Origin of the sequence: Methylorubrum extorquens, from assembly GCF_024169925.1 — a bacterium.
Lineage (GTDB): Bacteria > Pseudomonadota > Alphaproteobacteria > Rhizobiales > Beijerinckiaceae > Methylobacterium > Methylobacterium extorquens_A.
In genome coordinates this window covers 3,455,879-3,472,991 of record NZ_JALJXF010000001.1, presented here as the reverse complement: position 1 = coordinate 3,472,991, position 17,113 = coordinate 3,455,879, and the positions used below count along the sequence as shown (strand labels likewise).

Genomic DNA, 17,113 nt, shown 5'->3' with positions numbered 1-17,113 from the left:
GCTGGCGCCATCACGAAGAGTGAGCGACGACAACGATGCAGGGCCGTACGATCGGATCGCCGCGTACCACCTCGACGCCCCGCAAGAGCGGGCGTCCCACCCCGTCCTCCGACGCCATCACCCTCAATTCCCGGACCGGGCGTGATCACGGCAGCCGCACGGCGCTGGTCCGCTCCATCCTCTCCATGACCCTGCTCGCCGGTGGCTTGAGCGCGGTTCTGCTCAATGCCGGCACCGATTTCGGCCGGGCCGAGGCCTCAACCAAGGTGTCCGACCTTGCCATGCCGAAGCCGCGCCTCCAGGCGCTCGCGCCCGAGATGCCGGTGCCGAGCGTGCTGGCGGCCTCCACGAGCTTCCACCCCGTGGGCGATCTCGACACCGAACTCGGCGCCAACACGGTCGATCGCGTCTCCTACGACTTCCTGCTCTCGCAGACCTCGACCGGCGACCCGAACGACATCCTCGAATTCGGGCCGATGAAGATCCGCCGCCACCTCGTCCAGACGATCGTGAAGGCGTCACAGGCGGTCCAGACCGATCCGGTCCTGCTCATGGCCGTGGCCGACAAGGAGTCGAGCTTCATCACCGCCGTCCAGGCCAAGACCTCTTCGGCCACCGGCCTGTTCCAGTTCATCGAGCGCACCTGGCTCGGCGTGATCCGCGACTTCGGACCCCGATACGGGTACGAGAAGGAGGCCGGCCTGGTCGTCCCGGACGGCAACGACCGGCCGTCGATCCAGGATCAGGCCGAGCGCTCCCGCATCCTCGACCTGCGCCGCGACCCCTACCTCTCGGCCGTCATGGCCGGCGAGATGCTGAAGCGCGACGCCGGGCGCATCGCCCTGAAGATCGGCCGCGAGCTGACGCTCGGCGAAGTCTACCTCGCCCACTTCCTCGGACCGGACGATGCCGAGAACTTCCTGTCTCAGGTCGTCGACAAGCCCACCGCCGCCGCCGCGACCCTGCTGCCCGGCCCGGCTCGGGCCAACCGCTCGATCTTCTTTGCCGGCACCACCGGCCGGGGCCGCCACCGCAAGCCTGCGAGCCTCTCGGTCGCGCAGGTGCACCAAAAGTTCGAGGCTATGATGAACGCCCGCGGCGACCGCTATCGCGATGTCCGCACCGTGGCCGGCCTCGTCGCGCTCGCCGATGCCGAGGCCGTTCAGTAGCACTGCGGCCGCCCGCCGCGCGGCGGGCCCGCGACGGTGAAAATCTTCCTCCGACGCAACTGAGCGGCACCCGCCGGCTTTGTTATGTTGTGGTGCGGCCCGGACGCGCAGGGGAGGATCGTTTCGCCTTGAACGATACGTTTCGAAACCGATCGCATCGGGGGTCCGCCGATGATCCTCTGCTGCCGAGCATGAAACTCGATCAAATCGGGCAGGCGCTCGCCTCCTGCTACGACAACCTCGTCGCGGAAGGCATTCCCGACCATCTCGCCGCCCTGGTTCGGCGAGTCGATCATGCTGAACGCGCCATGCCCGCGAAGACCGAGCGCGCGGATGCCCGCATCGCCCTCGTGGTCGAGGATGAGCGCGACACCCGCGAATTGGCCGAAAGCGTGCTCGAAGAGAGCGAACTGCGCGTCATCGGCTGCGACAGCGCCGAGCGTGCGCTGAGCGTCCTGCAGGAGTGCGGCGGTGATGTCGCCCTGGTCTTCGCCGATATCCGCCTTGCGGGAGCGATGGATGGGCTTCAACTCGCCCGTGCCATCGCCACCCTCTGGCCGCGAACCCGGCTGGTCGTGACCTCCGGCGTCGAACCGGAGCACGGCGCGGCGTTGCCGGAAGGGGCGGTGTTCATCCCGAAGCCGTGGCGCGCCTTCGATGTGCTAGTCGAGGCCGAACGGGCCGCCCGCGACCCGTCTCCCCCCGTGAGCTGACCGCGCCGAAGGCGTGGTCAGGATTGTCGAAGCGCCGTCCGAACGGCCCTCAGGCCGCGACTGCATCGCGCCGACGGCGCCGGGGTAGGAAAAAGACGGCTGCGCCGATCAGGCCGACGACGCCGGCACCCATGCCGACATAGACGAGCTCCGTGTCGGTCCTCTCCTGATGCGCGGTGTCATCCAAGACGATGAGGTTGTCGTCCGCCCTCAGTGATCCCGCTTCCCCGGCGATGTACTTGATGGGCAGGCGATCGGTGGCCAGTTGGTTGTCGACGATGACCTGGGCGGCCAGCGCATGCGAGATCGAAACCCCTTCGGCCTTTCGCCGTAGGCCGCCGCGATCCATCCAGCTCAGGTCGAGCTTGTAACTCGTTCCGCCGCGGCGGCGCTTGACCCGTGTCGCGCTGTCGATCGTCGCCTCGGTCTGGATGCCCATTGCCATGACATCCCGCCGACGATTTCCGTCCTGCCAGCATGCGAAAGCCAAGATCGGTCCGCCGATCGCGCAGAGGACCGTAAGCCACTTCAGTTTGCCGAGGAGCCAACCCACCATACCTTCGACCTCTTCTAAGTTTCGAGGCAATCAGGCTAGGCGGGGCAACCGAAAAAATCAAACGAACCACGGGTTGATTGGGTTCGGTGAAGACTTTGCTTCGTGAAGTCAGGGCGTTGAGACGGCTCTATTGATGGAAGCTCTCGCCGGACGCCGCAGCTTTGCCGGCAGGCGGTTGGGCGCAGGCTTCACCGAATCGGCTCACGCGATCTCGTTGTGACGCATGAAGCACTTGGCGACCGCTACGAGCCGAGAATGATCGGCAACCGAGCGTCCTGGGCAGCGCCGTAAATCTTGGATGACGGCCCGAGGCGGGTCACGCGTCGCTCCCGGCCATACCGGCTTCGGGAGTAACCACATCGCAATGGCCAAGCTGATGCGAGCCGCCGCACGGCCGAGTCGTGGAAAATCCGTAAACTGCGTGGAACCGACCAAGCACAGTCACGCTTGTAATTGCAAAGATTACTGCACAGGTAGGCACCTGCGATGAAGACCTTAGCATCTGTTCTCGCCGGCGTTGTCGGCGTCTGTGTTCTCACGATGGGCGCCGCAAACGCCGCGCCCTACGACCCGTTCGGCTCGGACGGCGATGATTATCAGGAGCAGTCGTCGCCCGGCGGCTGGCCGGTCTACGATCCCTATGCCACGCAGCGCGGCGCCGGCGCGCGAGGCTACAGCCAGGGTTACGGAGAGGCTGAGGCTGCTCAGGCACAGGTGGCGCGTATTCCCCGCGAAATCGTGGAGTATGACAGCCGCTACGCACCGGGCACGATCGTCGTCTCCACGGCCGAGCGCCGCCTCTACTACGTGATGCCGGGCGGACAGGCCGTTCGTTACGGTGTTGGCGTCGGGCGTCCGGGCTTCACCTGGAGCGGCGTGAACAAGATCACTGCCAAGCGGGAATGGCCGGGCTGGACGCCTCCGGCGGCGATGATCGCGCGTCGTCCCGATCTGCCGCGCTACATGGCCGGCGGCATCGAGAACCCGCTCGGCGCCCGCGCGATGTATATCGGCAAGTCGGAATACCGGATCCACGGCTCCAACGAGCCGGACACGATCGGGCAGGCGGTCTCCTCGGGCTGCATCCGCATGACCAACGAGGACGTCACCGACCTCTATTCACGTGTGAAGGTTGGTGCCACCGTCATCGTCAACTGACGCGTCGGATCATCGAGACTTTTGATAAGAGCCGCGCCGGTCATCCCGGCGCGGCTCTTTTTGATTATCTCGGTCTAGCGCATCGTGACGCGCCGAGGGCGGTCGTTATCGGGCGAAAGGGCGTTTACGGTGCGACCCGTCCGACGGCCGTCCGCGGGCCGTTCAGGAACGACACCGGCATGTCGCAGAAGCAGCGGGCGCCCAGCGGGCGCGGGCCCGGCAGAGGGCAGGAGAACGGCTGCAGGCCGCTGATGCCCGATTGCACCGCATCGCAATTGAGGCCCATGGCTCGGCGCGGCGGCGGGCCGCCCCAGTCGCGATCACGATAGGCGCGCGCGCGGGGCGGAGGCGCATCGTAGCCGTCGTCGTAATATTGTGCCTGGGCGGGCGCGAGGCTTCCGGCCGCGACGGCGATCAGGGCCGCGAGGCCGAGAGTACGAACGGGACGCATCGTGTCCAAAACCTCCGCTGGGCCGCCCCACACGGAGCCGGCGAGGTGTGGAGCCTTGCGGTGTCCGGGCGGCGGAAAAGTGGCGGAGCCAGAGACCGCTTTTCTGGGTGAAGCTCGGAGACCGAGGTCCGAAACGAGGAACGGCCCACTCCGTCGGGAGCGGGCCGTCGGCCTTACATGCCGTCCGAGCCGAAGCGCGGAGGGTGCGTCAGGACGTGGCCTTCTGCGCGTCGTTGGCGTTCTCGCGGGCCGTCTCGACGCCCTGCTCGTAGGCCTGACGGGCGTCGGCAGCACCCTGCTGCATGGCGCTCTTGGCATTCTCGGCGCTCTGCTGAAATGCGCTCTGTGCGAGGCCGCCGAACTCCTTGGCCTGCGCCTGGATCGCAGCGAACTGCGCGCGCACGAACTCGGCCTGGTGCTGCATGGCCTCCTGGACATCGCGCGAGCGCACGAGCTTCTGCGCTAGGTCGAACGCCGCGTTGACGTTCTGCTCAGCGTATTCGAAGCCGCGGGAGGAGATGCTGGTGGCGTTGCTGCGGGCGAGGTCGGTCGAGCCCTGGACCGTGTCGGCGGTGCGGCGGGCCGCGCCGATGAAGGAATCGAACGCCTTGCGGGCCTGCTCGACGCTCTTCTCTGCGAAATCGCGCATCTCGGTGGGGACTTCGTAGTTGGGGGTGTTCGTCACGTCTCTCTCCTTAAGTTCGCATCGAGCGCTCGTTGTGCGGCGCACAATGTGCAATGCACAATAGCGCGGGGGTCGCCTTTTTTCCAGCCCCGGAGGACCAATTAAGGTTACCAGTTGATAAACGTGTGTCGGCGGGCTTCAGTGTCCACGTCTGGCCGCAGTTAAGTTACACAGGGCGCACGTGTTCATGCCCCGAACGACCGGCGACAGGGCGATGAAGGGGCTCATGACCAGGGTTCGGATGTCGGACCGCGCATTGCAGGCTTCCCATCCGGGCGACGATGCGGCCATTCGTGCCGCGTTGGCGCGATGGAGAGGCGACGCGTCGATCGCTCATCTCGTTCGCGAGGGCAGTGCGCTTCTCGTTCTCGACGAGGCGGCCGGTCGCATCCTCCATGCGGCGGGTGCGGCGCTCCCCCTACGGGCCGGCATCGCCGACTCGGACGGCACTGTCCTCCCTGCGCTGCGCCTGTCCGAGCAGATCCGCCGCGCCGGCGTCCTGGACGCGCGGCCCCGCATGGTTCGCTTGCGCGTCGATCCCCGCGGCGTCGCGCCGCCCGTGGTCGCTCTCGCCGCGCGGGCCGAGTTGGGGGAGGGGCGTTCGGTCCTGCTTCTGGCTCCGATCGGAGCCTTGCCGGCCCTGCGGCCGTTCGACAGCGGGCCCGCCAAGGCCGATCTCCCCCCCGCGGATGCGGGTCCGGATGTTGCGACGCCTGAGGCTCCTTCGCCATCCTCGATGTCGGAGGTGGAGCCGGCCGAACTGCCCCTCCGTGTGATCTGGCGCAGCGATGGCGATGGCGTGCTGACCCATGTCTCGCGGACCCATCCCGACCTCGCCGAGGCCCTGTCCGGCCGCACCTGGGCGATGCTCGCCGCCGACGGTGTGATTGAGGGCGCGGCGCTGACGCAGGCGCTCGCCGACCGGCGTACCTTCCGGGCCCTGCCGCTTCTGGTGCGCGGTCGTGCCTATGAGCACGCGCTCGAAATCTCCGGCGCTCCGACCGGCCGCGCGACGGATGATTTCGCCGGGTTCGGCGGCTTCGCGATCCTGGGCGAGCGTCAAGCCCGCGCGATGGAGAGCGCGCACGAGGATGAGGAAGATGAACCGGAGAGCTTCGAGGAAGAGGCGTTAGTCGAAGAGACGGTGGCGGAAGCCGGCCTGTCGGTCAACGAGCATGCCGCTTTCCGCGAGGTCGCGCGCGTTCTCGGCCTGCGGTTCGCCCCCGATGAGGATGGGGACGACGCGGCGCCAATGCCCGCGCGTCCCGAATCCGCGCTGAGCGGCTCGGTGATGCCGTTCCCGATCCCGCAGGGCCGCCTCTCGGAGGGCGAGGCGCGCGCGCGCCTCGCGCTCACCGACCTGCTCGAAAGCCTCCCCCTCGGCGTGCTCGTCTACCGTGGCAGCGAGATGCTGTTCGCCAGCCGCACCTTCCTCGATCTCACCGGCTACGCGGATCTGCCGGCCCTGCGTCAGGCGGGCCTCGCGCATCTCTTCCGCGGCCTTCCGCCCAGGGACCGGGAGATCATCGGGCCGGTTCCCTTCGCGCGGCCCGAAGGCGGTACGGTGGCGCTCCTCGTCGATCGAGCCGGCCTCGTCTGGGAGGGGGCGGCGGCGGAAATCTGCCTCGCGCGGGCGATGCCTGCTGGCGGCGACGTCGATTTCCCGGCCGTTCCGGCCAATGCCGCGCGGCTGCGGGCGGAGAAGGTGCTCGACAGCCTGGAGGAGGGCGTCGTCACGCTCGATGCCGAGGGCCGCGTCGTCGGCCTGAACCCGAGCGCTGCCGAACTCGTCCATGCGCATCCCAAGGAGATCGTGGGCGGGCGCTTCGCCGACCTGTTCGCGCCCGAGAGCCTGTCGGCGCTGGAGACGGCCGTTACCGATTCCCGCCGCTCCGGTGCGAGCGCGATCCACGGCGTGACCGTCCGCACCGGGGCGGCGGCGTTGCGCCTGCGCATCGCCCGGCTGCTCGGAGAGGACGCGCCGGGTTACTGCGCCAGCCTGCGCGAGATCCGCGACGAGGATGGGGCGCCCCCGGCACCGGCCGCGGAAACCGCGCGGTGGAGCGAGCCCGAGGCGGAAGGTGCCTGGAAGGCCAACGCGCTCGCGCGCGTCAGCCACGAAATTCGCCCCTCGCTCAACGCGATTCTCGGCCTCACCGACATGATGCTCTCCGACCGCTTCGATCGGGCGGATGCCGAGCGTCTGGAGGCCTATTTGCGCGAAGTGCGTCTCTCCGGCGGCCGGATCGCCGCCTTGATCGACGACTTGCGCGATCTCGCCGAGATTCAGGCCGGCCGCGGCAAGCTCACCTTCGCCGATCTTGCGCTCAACGACCTCGTCGCCGCCTGCATCGCGGCGCAGCAGCCGAAGGCGGCGCGCGACCGCATCGTCCTGCGCACCAGCCTCGCTCCCAACCTGCCGGCGATGAAGGCGGACGAGCGTTCGATCCGGCAGGCGGCGCTGACCGTGCTCGGAAATGCGATCCGCGTCACCGAGGCCGGCGGACAGGTGATCGTCTCGACCACGCTCGCCGAACGGGGCGAGGTCGCCCTGCGTGTGCGCGACACCGGCACCGGCATGACCGAAGACGAACTGATGAGCGCCCTCGAGCCGTTCGGGGCCGATCTCGGCGCCGCTCCGGAGGGAGATGGGAAGGGGTTCGGGCTGACGCTGACCAAGGCGCTCGTGGAGGCCAACCGCGGACGTTTCCGCATCAGCAGCCGCAAGGACGAGGGCACCCTCGTCGAGATGCTGTTTCCGGCCGCCTGACGGGCTGGAGCACCGATCGTAGCCGCAGCGGCGGCCAGCCAATTCCCGTGACACGACAAGCGTTTCCCGGTGTTGCTCCGGAAGACCGCCAGTCTGCGCGGCGCCTCCAATGAATTACTGTGCAACTCGATTGCGCAAAACCGCCGAACTCGACTTTTTGGTGCTTGCCGGGTGTATTCATCTGCGCTTAAGAGTTCTGAGGAAGCCCCGGCTGCGCGGACCTTCGCGATACGATCGGGCACCGGCAGGGAAGAAACCAAATGAGCGAGAAGGTCATCGACGTCCAGGATGCCTGGCGGGACCGGGCGCTGATCGACGAAGCCAAGTACAGGGAGATGTACGAGGCCTCCGTTTCTGATCCTGAGGCGTTCTGGGGCGAGCACGGCAAGCGGATCGACTGGTCGACGCCTTTCAGCAAAGTAAAGAATACGAGCTTCGCGCCCGAAAACGTCTCGATCAAATGGTTCGAGGACGGCAAGACCAACGTCGCACTCAACTGCATCGACCGCCACCTCGAGACCCGCGGAGACCAGACCGCGATCATCTGGGAAGGCGACGATCCCAACGAGTCGAAGCACATCACTTACCGGCAGTTGCACGCCGAAGTGTGCCGGATGGCCAACGTTCTGCGCAACCGCGGCGTCGGCAAAGGTGATCGCGTCACGCTCTACCTTCCGATGATCCCCGAGGCCGCCTACGCGATGCTGGCTTGCGCGCGTCTGGGCGCCATCCACGCCATTGTCTTCGGTGGCTTCTCGCCCGACTCGCTGGCAAGCCGGATCAAGGGCTGCGGCTCGAAGCTCGTCATCACCGCCGACGAGGGCCTGCGCGGCGGGCGCAAGGTGCCGCTCAAGGCCAACGTGGACGAGGCGATCAAGCGCCTCGACGCGGACTTCGTGGACCACGTCATCGTGGTCAAGCGCACGGGCGGCAACGTGGCGATGGAGCCGGGCCGCGACGTCTACTACCACGAGGCCGCCGAGCAGGTGACCGACGATTGCCCGGCCGAGGCAGTCGAGGCCGAGCACCCGCTGTTCATCCTCTACACGTCGGGCTCGACGGGCCAGCCGAAGGGCGTGGTGCATACCACCGGTGGCTACCTCGTCTACGCCTCGATGACCCACCAATACGTCTTCGATTATCACGACGGCGACGTCTATTGGTGCACGGCCGATGTGGGCTGGGTCACCGGCCACAGCTACATCGTCTACGGTCCGCTCGCGAACGGCGCGACCACGCTAATGTTCGAGGGCATCCCGACCTATCCGTCGAATTCCCGCTTCTGGGAGGTCATCGACAAGCATAAGGTCAACATCTTCTACACCGCGCCGACCGCGATCCGCTCGCTCATGGGCGGAGGCGAGGGCCCGGTGAAGAAGACCTCGCGCCAATCCCTTCGGGTGCTGGGTTCGGTTGGCGAGCCGATCAACCCGGAAGCCTGGGACTGGTACTACCGTGTCGTCGGCGATTCCCGGTGCTCGATCGTCGATACGTGGTGGCAGACCGAGACCGGCGGCATCCTCATCACCCCTCTGCCGGGGGCGACGCGGCTGAAGCCCGGCTCCGCCACGCTCCCGTTCTTCGGCGTTCAGCCTGTGATGGTCGATGCCGAGGGCAAGGTGCTGGATGGCGCCTGCGAGGGCAACCTCTGCATCAAGGACAGCTGGCCCGGCCAGATGCGCACAGTCTACGGCGACCACGAGCGCTTCGAGCAGACCTACTTCTCGACCTACAAGGATCTCTACTTCACCGGCGACGGCGCCCGGCGCGACGCGGACGGCTATTACTGGATCACCGGCCGCGTGGACGACGTCATCAACGTCTCGGGCCACCGCATGGGTACGGCGGAGGTCGAATCCTCACTCGTCGCCCACCCGAAGGTCTCGGAAGCCGCGGTCGTGGGCTATCCTCACAACGTCAAGGGCCAGGGCATCTACGCCTACGTCACCCTCAACGAGGGCGAGGAGGGTACGGACGAACTGCGCAAGGAGCTGGTCACCTGGGTCCGCAAGGATATCGGCCCGATCGCCTCGCCCGATCTGCTGCAGTTCGCGCCCGGCCTGCCCAAGACCCGCTCCGGCAAGATCATGCGCCGCATCCTGCGCAAGATCGCCGAGGACGATTTCGGTTCGCTCGGCGACACCTCGACCCTGGCCGAGCCGGCCGTGGTCGATGACCTAATCGAAAACCGCCAGAACCGCTCGGCCTGAGCGGATCACGATAGGCGCCCGCCACCTCGCGCGGCGGGCGCCCTTCCGGGCACGGCCTCGATGCCTGGAATCCACGGTGCCGGTCGCCCCCTTGCGGGCGGTCCGGGGCCGGTTTGTGCCGGAGCGGACGCCAACGCTTCGGTCGTCACGATCACAGAACAAAGCAGCCGATCACCCGGCCCCGAGGCCGCGGTGAGACAGGATCGCGCGGGAGGAGATTCATGAGTAGCATCCAGACGGTGAGGCCGTCCGCGACGTCGGACGCCCGCACACTTCATGGGGCGGGCGCCCCCGAAATGCCCGAGCCCGATCAGCGGCTCGACCGGATCGCCGAGCACCCGATCTTCAAGACGTTGGTTCACGAGCGCACGCGCTTCGGCTGGATTCTCACCGGCCTGATGCTGCTGGTCTATTTCGGCTTCATCGGCCTCATCGCCTTCGACAAGGCGCTACTCGCGACGAAGGTCGGCGGCACGGCCTCGCTCGGGTTCTACATGGGCATGTTCGTCATCGTCTTCGCCTTCGTGCTGACCGGCATCTACGTCGCCCGCGCCAACACCCGCTACGACCGGCTCTCGGCCGAACTCATCCGGAGCCTCGCGAAATGATCCGTCCCGTTTCCCGATCCGTCGCGCTCCTCGGCGCGAGCCTCGCGCTCGGCGCCGGTTCGGCGCTCGCCGCCGGCCCCGACATGGGCGCCGTGCAGCAGCAGGCCACGAACTGGCCCGCGATCTTCATGTTCCTGTTCTTCGTGCTGTTCACCCTCGGCATCACCTACCGGGCGGCGAAGGGTTCGAAGTCGGCGGCCGACTTCTACGCGGCCGGCGGCGGCATCTCCGCGCGCACGAACTCGCTCGCGATCGCCGGCGACTACATGTCGGCGGCCTCCTTCCTCGGCATCTCCGGCCTTGTCTATTCCTCGGGCTTCGACGGCCTGATCTACTCGACGGGCTTCCTCGTCGGCTGGCCGATCGTGCTGTTCCTGATCGCCGAGCGCCTGCGCAACCTCGGCAAGTTCACCTTCGCGGATGTCGCGAGCTTCCGCCTCGATCAGACCTCGATCCGCATCATCTCGGCGACCGGCACCCTCGTCGTCGTGGCGTTCTACCTGATCGCGCAGATGGTCGGCGCCGGTAAGCTGATCCAGCTCCTGTTCGGCCTGCCCTACCTCTATGCGGTGGTGATCGTCGGCGCGCTGATGATCATCTACGTCGCCTTCGGCGGCATGAAGGCGACGACCTGGGTGCAGGTCATCAAGGCCTGCCTGCTGCTGGGCGGGGCGACCTTCATGGCCGGCGCCGTGCTCTACAAGTACGGCTTCAGCCCGGAGAAGCTGTTCGCCGCAGCGGTGCAGACCCATCCGAAGGGCGATTCCATCATGGCGCCCGGCGGCCTCGTGACGAACCCGATCGACTCGATCTCTCTCGGCGTCGGCCTGATGTTCGGCACCGCGGGCCTGCCGCACATCCTGATGCGCTTCTTCACGGTGTCGGATGCGCAGGCCGCGCGGAAATCGGTGTTCTACGCCACCGGCCTGATCGGCTACTTCTACATCCTCACCTTCATCATCGGTTTCGGCGGCATCGCCCTGCTGATGTCCGATCCGAGCTACTTCAAGCTCGGCGCCGACGGCGTCGCCTACGACAAGATCAAGGACATGGTCGGCGGCACCAACATGGTGGCCGTGAACCTCGCCAACGCGGTGGGCGGGCCGTACTTCCTCGGCTTCATCTCGGCGGTGGCCTTCGCGACCATCCTCGCGGTGGTGGCGGGCCTGACGCTCGCCGGCGCCTCGGCGATCAGCCACGATCTCTACGCCCAGGTCTTCGCCCGCGGCCGTACCACGGAGAAGGCGGAGGTGAACCTCTCAAAGCTCTCCGCCGTCGGCATCGGCATCGTCGCGATCTATCTCGGCTACGTGTTCGAGAACCAGAACGTCGCCTTCATGGTCGGCCTCGCCTTCTCGGTCGCGGCGAGCTGCAATTTCCCCGTCCTGGCCATGTCGATCCTGTGGCGCGGTACCACGACCTGGGGTGCGCTCATCGGCGGTCTCGTCGGGCTCGTGGCGGCGGTGGTCATGGTGGTGCTGTCTGATGCGGTCTGGGTGAAGACCTTCGGCTATCCGGCCGCTCTGTTCCCCTATGCCAACCCGGCCCTGTTCTCGATGCCGCTCGCCTTCCTGACGATCTGGGGCATCTCGACCATCGACCGGACCCGCCGGGCCAATCGGGAGCGTGCCGCCTTCGACGCGCAGTTCGTGCGCTCGGAGACCGGCATCGGGGCGTCGGGCGCGCACGCGCACTGAAGCGTCTGTCCTGCAAGAAACGAAAAGGGGCGCGGCCGATAAGGCTGCGCCCCTTTCGCTTGTCCGCTTCCGGATGAACCGCTCGGGACACCCCGGAGCCCTCCGACATCGCGAGGCGGAGCCGAAGCGAACCGAGAAGCGACCTTTCCGGCTCAAGTGCATTCCGACGGAGTGATTACCGTCTCGTCGAAAGAATGCGCGTCGAAACGATGATTTGGAGATTCCGGCCTGATGTAATCAGGCCGGATACGGCTCTAGGTCAGCCCTGGATCGCCTCGCTTTCTCTCGCGATGACGGCGCTTCGCAACTCCAGGCGCGTCAATGAAAAAAGCCCCGCCGTGAGGCGGGGCTTTTTCGTTCATTCGGCCGGCGCTTAATGCCGGAAGTGGCGCACGCCGGTGAACACCATGGCGAGTCCGGCCTCGTCGGCGGCCCGGATCACCTCATCGTCGCGCATCGAACCGCCGGGCTGGATCACGGCGGTGGCACCGGCTTCCGCCGCGGCGAGCAGACCGTCGGCGAAGGGGAAGAAGGCGTCGGAGGCGACGGCCGAACCCTTGGCAAGGCTCTCGGAAAGGCCGAGGCGCTGCGCCGCTTCCGCTGCCTTGCGCGCGGCGGTGATCGAGGAATCCACCCGCGACATCTGCCCGGCACCGATGCCGACCGTGGCGCCGCCCTTGGCGTAGACGATGGCGTTCGACTTCACGTGCTTGGCCACCCGATAGGCGAAGCGCATGTCGGCGAGTTCCGCCTCGCTCGGGGCGCGCCGGGTCACGACCTTCAGGTCCATGTCGTCCACGCTGAGCGCATCCCGGCCCTGGACCAGGAAGCCGCCCGCCACGGTGCGGACAACCTCGCCCTTCGCCCGCGGGTCGGCGAGGCCGCCCGCCAGCAGCAGCCGCAGGTTCTTCTTGGCGCCGACGATGGCGCGTGCCTCCTCGGAGGCGTCGGGGGCGATGATGACCTCGGTGAAGATCTCGACGATCTTTCGCGCGGCCTCGGCGTCGAGCGGCCGGTTGAGGGCGACGATGCCGCCGAAGGCCGAGGTCGGATCGCAGGCCAGCGCCTGCTCGTAGGCCGCCAGCAGATCCGCCCCCTCCGCGACGCCGCAGGGGTTGGCGTGTTTGATGATCGCCACCGCCGCCGTGCGGGCGGGGTCGAACTCGGCGACGCATTCATAGGCCGCGTCGGTGTCGTTGAGGTTGTTGTAGGACAGTTCCTTGCCCTGGACCTGCCGGGCGGTGGCGATGCCGGGGCGCAGGGTCCCTGGCAGGCGGTAGAAGGCGGCCGACTGGTGCGGGTTTTCGCCGTAGCGCAAGCTCTGGGCGAGCGTGCCGCCGAGCGCCTTGAAGGTCGGGGCCGCGTCGCTCCCCTCGACCTCGGCGAGCCAGTTGGCGATCGCCGCGTCGTAGGAGGCGGTGCGCGAAAACGCCTTCTGCGCGAGCCGGCGGCGGGTCGCGGCGGTGAGGTTGCCCCCGTGCGCCGAGAGTTCGGCGAGGATGGTCGCATAGTCCGAGACATCGACCACCACGGCGACGTCGGCATGGTTCTTGGCCGCCGCGCGGATCATCGCCGGGCCGCCGACATCGATGTTCTCGACACAGTCGTCGTAGGCCTTGCCGGCCTTCAGCGTCTCCTCGAACGGGTAGAGGTTGACCACGAGCAGGTCGATCGCACTGATTCCGTGGGCGGCCAACGCCGCCTGATGTTCGGGGTTGTCGCGCACCGCGAGCAAGCCGCCATGGACGGCCGGATGCAGCGTCTTCACCCGCCCGTCCATCATTTCGGGGAAGCGCGTCAGCTCGGACACTTCCCGGACGGCCAGCCCCGCTTCAGTGAGCGCACGGTGGGTGCCGCCCGTCGAGACCAGTTCGACGCCCCGCTGGCTCAGCGCCGCAGCAAAGTCCGTGAGCCCGGTCTTGTCCGAAACGGAAAGAAGGGCGCGGGTGACCCGGATCTGGTCGCGCGGCATGGGGATCGCCTGTGTCGTCGGTGAGGGAATTTGCGCGCGCGGTAGCATGGAACCGGCTGGGGCGGCCAGTTGAAGCGGACGATCTCCGCTTGAAGACGCGGTTGTTTCAACCGCTACACTTAAGAGCCTCGTCAGACCGAGCGGTACGGAAGCCCTCGTCGGGGGACTTTCGTGCATCCGGTGGAGGCCCGCCGCTCCGCAACTCGGGAGCAATCGGCGCAGAGCCGGGTTCATCGCCGATCGAAATCAGACCTGCTCGATCTGCCAGCGTACCAGCGCGTCCTCGTCCACCGTTAGGTGCAGGACGATCTGCGCGGTGCGCCGTGCACCGACGACGCCTGCGAAATACACGCTCTCCTCGATCGCCGCCGTCGCGCCCTCCACCGTGAAGCGCCATCGCTCACCCGTCGGCAGGCCCAGCATCACGCTGCCGTCGTCCTGAGGCTGCGCCGCGACGGCGGTGTGGAGATGGAAGCGCACCGCCACCGGCTGGGGCCGCGAGCGCGGGCGCTTGCTGTCACGCCGGAACGCATCCTCGCCTGCCAGACGCACGGGGCTGTCGGAAAGGCGCCAGCGGCGCTCGTGCAGGATCCCGAATTCGGTGACGTAGCCGTCATGGCGCGCGGCGAGGACCGCAGCCCCGTTCTCCGTGCGCCGCTCGACCGCGACCGGACCGGGGCCGCGCAGGACCACGGGGCCGCGGCGATACAGCAGCCAGCGGGCGGCGATCCGGCTGATCCACCAATCCTCCGGCTGGTCGAGGAAGCGGTAGGAGGAGGTGTCGGCGACCGTCGCCGTCGAGTGGGCGGCGGTGCTGCGCGCGGCCCGGCGCAACTCGCCGCCGCTCGCGGGACTGCCGCAATTGACGACGATGCGCTGCGCCCCGCTCGTCAGTTCGAAGGAGAGGCAGCCGGCGCCAGCCTCGCGCGACTGATCCATCGGCGGCGGTGCACCGACATCGCAGACGAGCACGACCCGCCCCAGTTCGAGCCGGGCGTATCCGGAATGGGAGGCGTACATCAGCGGCTCGGTGCCGGCCCCGTCATAGACCAGCAGCGTGGCGAGATGGTCGGCCGCCGTCACGCCCATGCCGTTGAAGTGGCTGAGCGAGGCATCGCCGTGGCGCAGGAGGCGCAGCGCCGGCAGCATCCGGTCGACGGCGCGCAGGAGCGCCTCCGGCGGATCGACGCTGCGGCTGAGGAAGCTCTGGCGAAGCGGCAGCAGATCGAGCAGCAGCTCCATGGCAAATCGCGGATCGCGGGACTGATGGCCGCCATCCGGCAGGATCTGCGCTTCGAGTTCACGCACGAGGATGCGGGTGGCCCGGCGCAGGATCGGCTCGATGCCCTCGCAGCACAGGCCGGCATAGGTCAGCGCTACCGCCGCCAGCAGGCGCGATTGCGGCGGTGACGAGCGCCGCAGCGAGCGCTCCAGTTCCCGCGCACCCTTGCCCACGGCCTTGAGGAAGGCCTGATAAAAGGCGTGGTCTGCCCCCTCCAGCACCAACGGAGACTGGCACAGGAACGAGATCAGCCGGCGTGAGGCGACCGGCACCGGGCTGGCGCGGGCGGCCTCGCCGCGTCCGCCCATGAAGTCCGAGACGAAGGCGCGGGCATTGGCGCGGGCCAGGGCCGTGTCGGCAGCCCGCAGGTGGCGCAGCCAGCCGAAGCCGTAGAGCGCGTCCGCCCATTCGGGGGAGGGAGGATCGTAGTCGAAGGGCGACCGTCCGCTCACCACCAGCGAGCGGCCGGCGAAGACGAACAGGCCGGAATAGATGTCGTCGGCGAGCGAGGCGTCGCTGGTCCGCAGGTCGTGCGGCGCGATCACGAGGCCGGTCACCCGCGCGCGGGTGAGGATCTCGGGCCGCGCCGTGAGCTGTGCTGTCCGCTCGCGAACCGCGCGGACGATCTCGTGACCGAGCAGGCGGTAGAGCTGCCAGCGTTCGGGGCCCCTGCCCAAGCCGTATCCTCCGAGCCTTCGAGACGGGCCGTACGGGTCGCCGCCCGGACCCGCACGATGGGCGCCCGGCAGCCGGCTTCGGCCAAGCTTATGCCCGTCCTCTTAACCGCCCTTTAACGCTGTGTCGTCCTCGCCGGGGCCGGCATCCCCGGAATGCACCGGCCCGACGCGGCGGCGCTTCACCGCTCAGGCGGGGCTGGTCTCGACGGGGCGGGCGGGATCGGCGCCCCACTCCGACCACGAGCCGTCGTAGAGCGCCCGCGGCTCCTTGCCCAAAGTCTCGAGTGCCAGCGCGACGATGGCCGCGGTCACGCCCGAGCCGCAGGTGGTGACGACGGGCCGGTCGAGATCGACGCCGGCCTCCGCGATTGCGGCCCGCAGCGAGGCCTCGTCCCGCAGGCGGCCATTCGCTTGGAGGGCGGCGTAATGCAGGTTCTTGGCGCCGGGCATATGCCCGGGGCGAACGCCGGGGCGCGGCTCCGCCTCCTCGCCGCGGAAGCGCGGGCCGGAGCGCGCATCGACCACCTGCGTCGTGCCGCCGGCCAGGGCGCGGGCGATGTCACCCGCATCCGCCACGGCGCCGTTGTCGAGCCGGGCGGTGAAATGGCGCCGGTCGCGCGGGCGGCCCTCGCCGTCCTCGGTCGGGTAGCCCGCCGCGACCCAGGCGGGCATGCCGCCTTCCAGGATCTTGACCTCGCGCATGCCGAAGGTCTGGAGCATCCAGCGCACCCGCGGCGCCGAGAACAGCCCCATTCCATCGTAGACGACGACCTGCGCCCCGTCGCCGACCCCGAGCGTCCGCATCTTCGAGGAGAACACCTCGGGCCGCGGCAGCATGTGGGGGAGGGCGGATTCGGTATCGCTCATCGCGTCCAGATCGAAGCGGATCGCACCGGGGATATGGGCCGCTTGATACTCGGCCGCGGCGTCGCGCCCCTGCGCCGGCAGGTGCCACGAGGCATCGAGCACGACGACGTCCGGCGCGTTCAGGCGCTGATGCAGCCATTCCACCGTGACGAAGGGCGATGTGGTCATGAACATCCTCGCTGCGCGGGTCTTCGCGGGGAAGACATCACATCCGGCATTGGCGGGAATTCGGCAAGGCCACGAGCCCAAAAGTCATGGCAATTGCTTCGCGCGATCACCCTGCGTGAAAAGCAGGCGC

General features: G+C 68.0%; 13 protein-coding genes. 7 read left to right on the top strand and 6 right to left on the bottom strand.

Going from position 1 to position 17,113, the window contains the following annotated elements; genetic code table 11:
• Positions 1-35 precede the first annotated feature (35 nt).
• Entirely contained in the window at positions 36-1,169 is a 1,134-nt protein-coding gene (locus J2W78_RS16410; protein WP_253372185.1) for a transglycosylase SLT domain-containing protein, read from the top strand.
• Between the two features lie 191 nt (positions 1,170-1,360).
• Entirely contained in the window at positions 1,361-1,882 is a 522-nt protein-coding gene (locus tag J2W78_RS16405; RefSeq protein ID WP_253372183.1) for a response regulator, read from the top strand.
• A 49-nt stretch (positions 1,883-1,931) separates the two neighbouring features.
• Here J2W78_RS16405 and J2W78_RS16400 read toward each other — a convergent pair whose 3' ends face one another.
• Entirely contained in the window at positions 1,932-2,438 is a 507-nt protein-coding gene (locus J2W78_RS16400; protein ID WP_253372182.1) for a hypothetical protein, read from the bottom strand.
• 486 nt (positions 2,439-2,924) lie between these two features.
• On the opposite strand from J2W78_RS16400, the gene J2W78_RS16395 reads away from it, so the two are divergent.
• The gene (locus tag J2W78_RS16395; RefSeq protein ID WP_253372181.1) at positions 2,925-3,596 is read left to right on the top strand and encodes a L,D-transpeptidase; all 672 of its coding nucleotides are present in this window, start codon (positions 2,925-2,927) and stop codon (positions 3,594-3,596) included.
• Between the two features lie 124 nt (positions 3,597-3,720).
• Here J2W78_RS16395 and J2W78_RS16390 read toward each other — a convergent pair whose 3' ends face one another.
• Together J2W78_RS16390 and J2W78_RS16385 are read right to left on the bottom strand one after the other, a co-directional pair.
• Positions 3,721-4,047 (bottom strand): hypothetical protein, encoded by a 327-nt coding sequence (locus tag J2W78_RS16390; protein WP_015822918.1) that lies wholly within the window; start codon positions 4,045-4,047, stop codon positions 3,721-3,723.
• 208 nt (positions 4,048-4,255) lie between these two features.
• Positions 4,256-4,732, bottom strand: a complete 477-nt coding sequence (locus tag J2W78_RS16385; RefSeq protein WP_253372180.1) for a phasin — start codon at positions 4,730-4,732, stop codon at positions 4,256-4,258.
• A 241-nt stretch (positions 4,733-4,973) separates the two neighbouring features.
• Here J2W78_RS16385 and J2W78_RS16380 point away from each other — a divergent pair, with 241 nt between their 5' ends.
• The 4 genes from J2W78_RS16380 (at position 4,974) to J2W78_RS16365 (ending at position 12,017) form a co-directional block, all read left to right on the top strand.
• Entirely contained in the window at positions 4,974-7,502 is a 2,529-nt protein-coding gene (locus J2W78_RS16380) for a PAS domain-containing sensor histidine kinase (RefSeq protein ID WP_253374066.1), read from the top strand.
• Between the two features lie 260 nt (positions 7,503-7,762).
• Positions 7,763-9,712, top strand: a complete 1,950-nt coding sequence (gene acs, locus J2W78_RS16375; protein WP_253372179.1) for an acetate--CoA ligase — start codon at positions 7,763-7,765, stop codon at positions 9,710-9,712.
• Between the two features lie 221 nt (positions 9,713-9,933).
• Positions 9,934-10,320 carry a DUF485 domain-containing protein gene (locus tag J2W78_RS16370; protein ID WP_253372178.1) on the top strand — a complete coding sequence of 129 codons (387 nt, stop codon included), beginning with the start codon at positions 9,934-9,936 and terminating at the stop codon, positions 10,318-10,320.
• Complete coding sequence (locus J2W78_RS16365) at positions 10,317-12,017, top strand: cation acetate symporter (protein WP_253372177.1); 1,701 nt, start codon at positions 10,317-10,319, stop codon at positions 12,015-12,017. Before J2W78_RS16370 ends, J2W78_RS16365 begins: the two co-directional genes overlap by 4 nt.
• Positions 12,018-12,390: 373 nt before the next feature.
• Here the strand turns inward: J2W78_RS16365 and purH are convergent, their stop codons facing one another.
• The 3 genes from purH to sseA form a co-directional block, all read right to left on the bottom strand.
• Positions 12,391-13,989 carry a bifunctional phosphoribosylaminoimidazolecarboxamide formyltransferase/IMP cyclohydrolase gene (gene purH, locus J2W78_RS16360; protein ID WP_253372176.1) on the bottom strand — a complete coding sequence of 533 codons (1,599 nt, stop codon included), beginning with the start codon at positions 13,987-13,989 and terminating at the stop codon, positions 12,391-12,393.
• A gap of 246 nt (positions 13,990-14,235) precedes the next feature.
• Positions 14,236-15,948 carry a heparinase II/III family protein gene (locus J2W78_RS16355; RefSeq protein WP_253372175.1) on the bottom strand — a complete coding sequence of 571 codons (1,713 nt, stop codon included), beginning with the start codon at positions 15,946-15,948 and terminating at the stop codon, positions 14,236-14,238.
• A gap of 186 nt (positions 15,949-16,134) precedes the next feature.
• Entirely contained in the window at positions 16,135-16,983 is an 849-nt protein-coding gene (gene sseA, locus J2W78_RS16350) for a 3-mercaptopyruvate sulfurtransferase (protein ID WP_253372174.1), read from the bottom strand.
• Positions 16,984-17,113 lie beyond the last annotated feature (130 nt).

Bases quoted from the DNA above. Each gene is read 5' to 3' on its own strand.
- J2W78_RS16410 (WP_253372185.1), top strand. From the start codon at position 36: ATGCAGGGCCGTACGATCGGATCGCCGCGTACCACCTCGACGCCCCGC.
- J2W78_RS16405 (WP_253372183.1), top strand. From the start codon at position 1,361: ATGAAACTCGATCAAATCGGGCAGGCGCTCGCCTCCTGCTACGACAAC.
- J2W78_RS16400 (WP_253372182.1), bottom strand. From the start codon at position 2,438: ATGGTGGGTTGGCTCCTCGGCAAACTGAAGTGGCTTACGGTCCTCTGC.
- J2W78_RS16395 (WP_253372181.1), top strand. From the start codon at position 2,925: ATGAAGACCTTAGCATCTGTTCTCGCCGGCGTTGTCGGCGTCTGTGTT.
- J2W78_RS16390 (WP_015822918.1), bottom strand. From the start codon at position 4,047: ATGCGTCCCGTTCGTACTCTCGGCCTCGCGGCCCTGATCGCCGTCGCG.
- J2W78_RS16380 (WP_253374066.1), top strand. From the start codon at position 4,974: ATGTCGGACCGCGCATTGCAGGCTTCCCATCCGGGCGACGATGCGGCC.
- acs (WP_253372179.1), top strand. From the start codon at position 7,763: ATGAGCGAGAAGGTCATCGACGTCCAGGATGCCTGGCGGGACCGGGCG.
- J2W78_RS16370 (WP_253372178.1), top strand. From the start codon at position 9,934: ATGAGTAGCATCCAGACGGTGAGGCCGTCCGCGACGTCGGACGCCCGC.
- J2W78_RS16365 (WP_253372177.1), top strand. From the start codon at position 10,317: ATGATCCGTCCCGTTTCCCGATCCGTCGCGCTCCTCGGCGCGAGCCTC.
- purH (WP_253372176.1), bottom strand. From the start codon at position 13,989: ATGCCGCGCGACCAGATCCGGGTCACCCGCGCCCTTCTTTCCGTTTCG.
- sseA (WP_253372174.1), bottom strand. From the start codon at position 16,983: ATGACCACATCGCCCTTCGTCACGGTGGAATGGCTGCATCAGCGCCTG.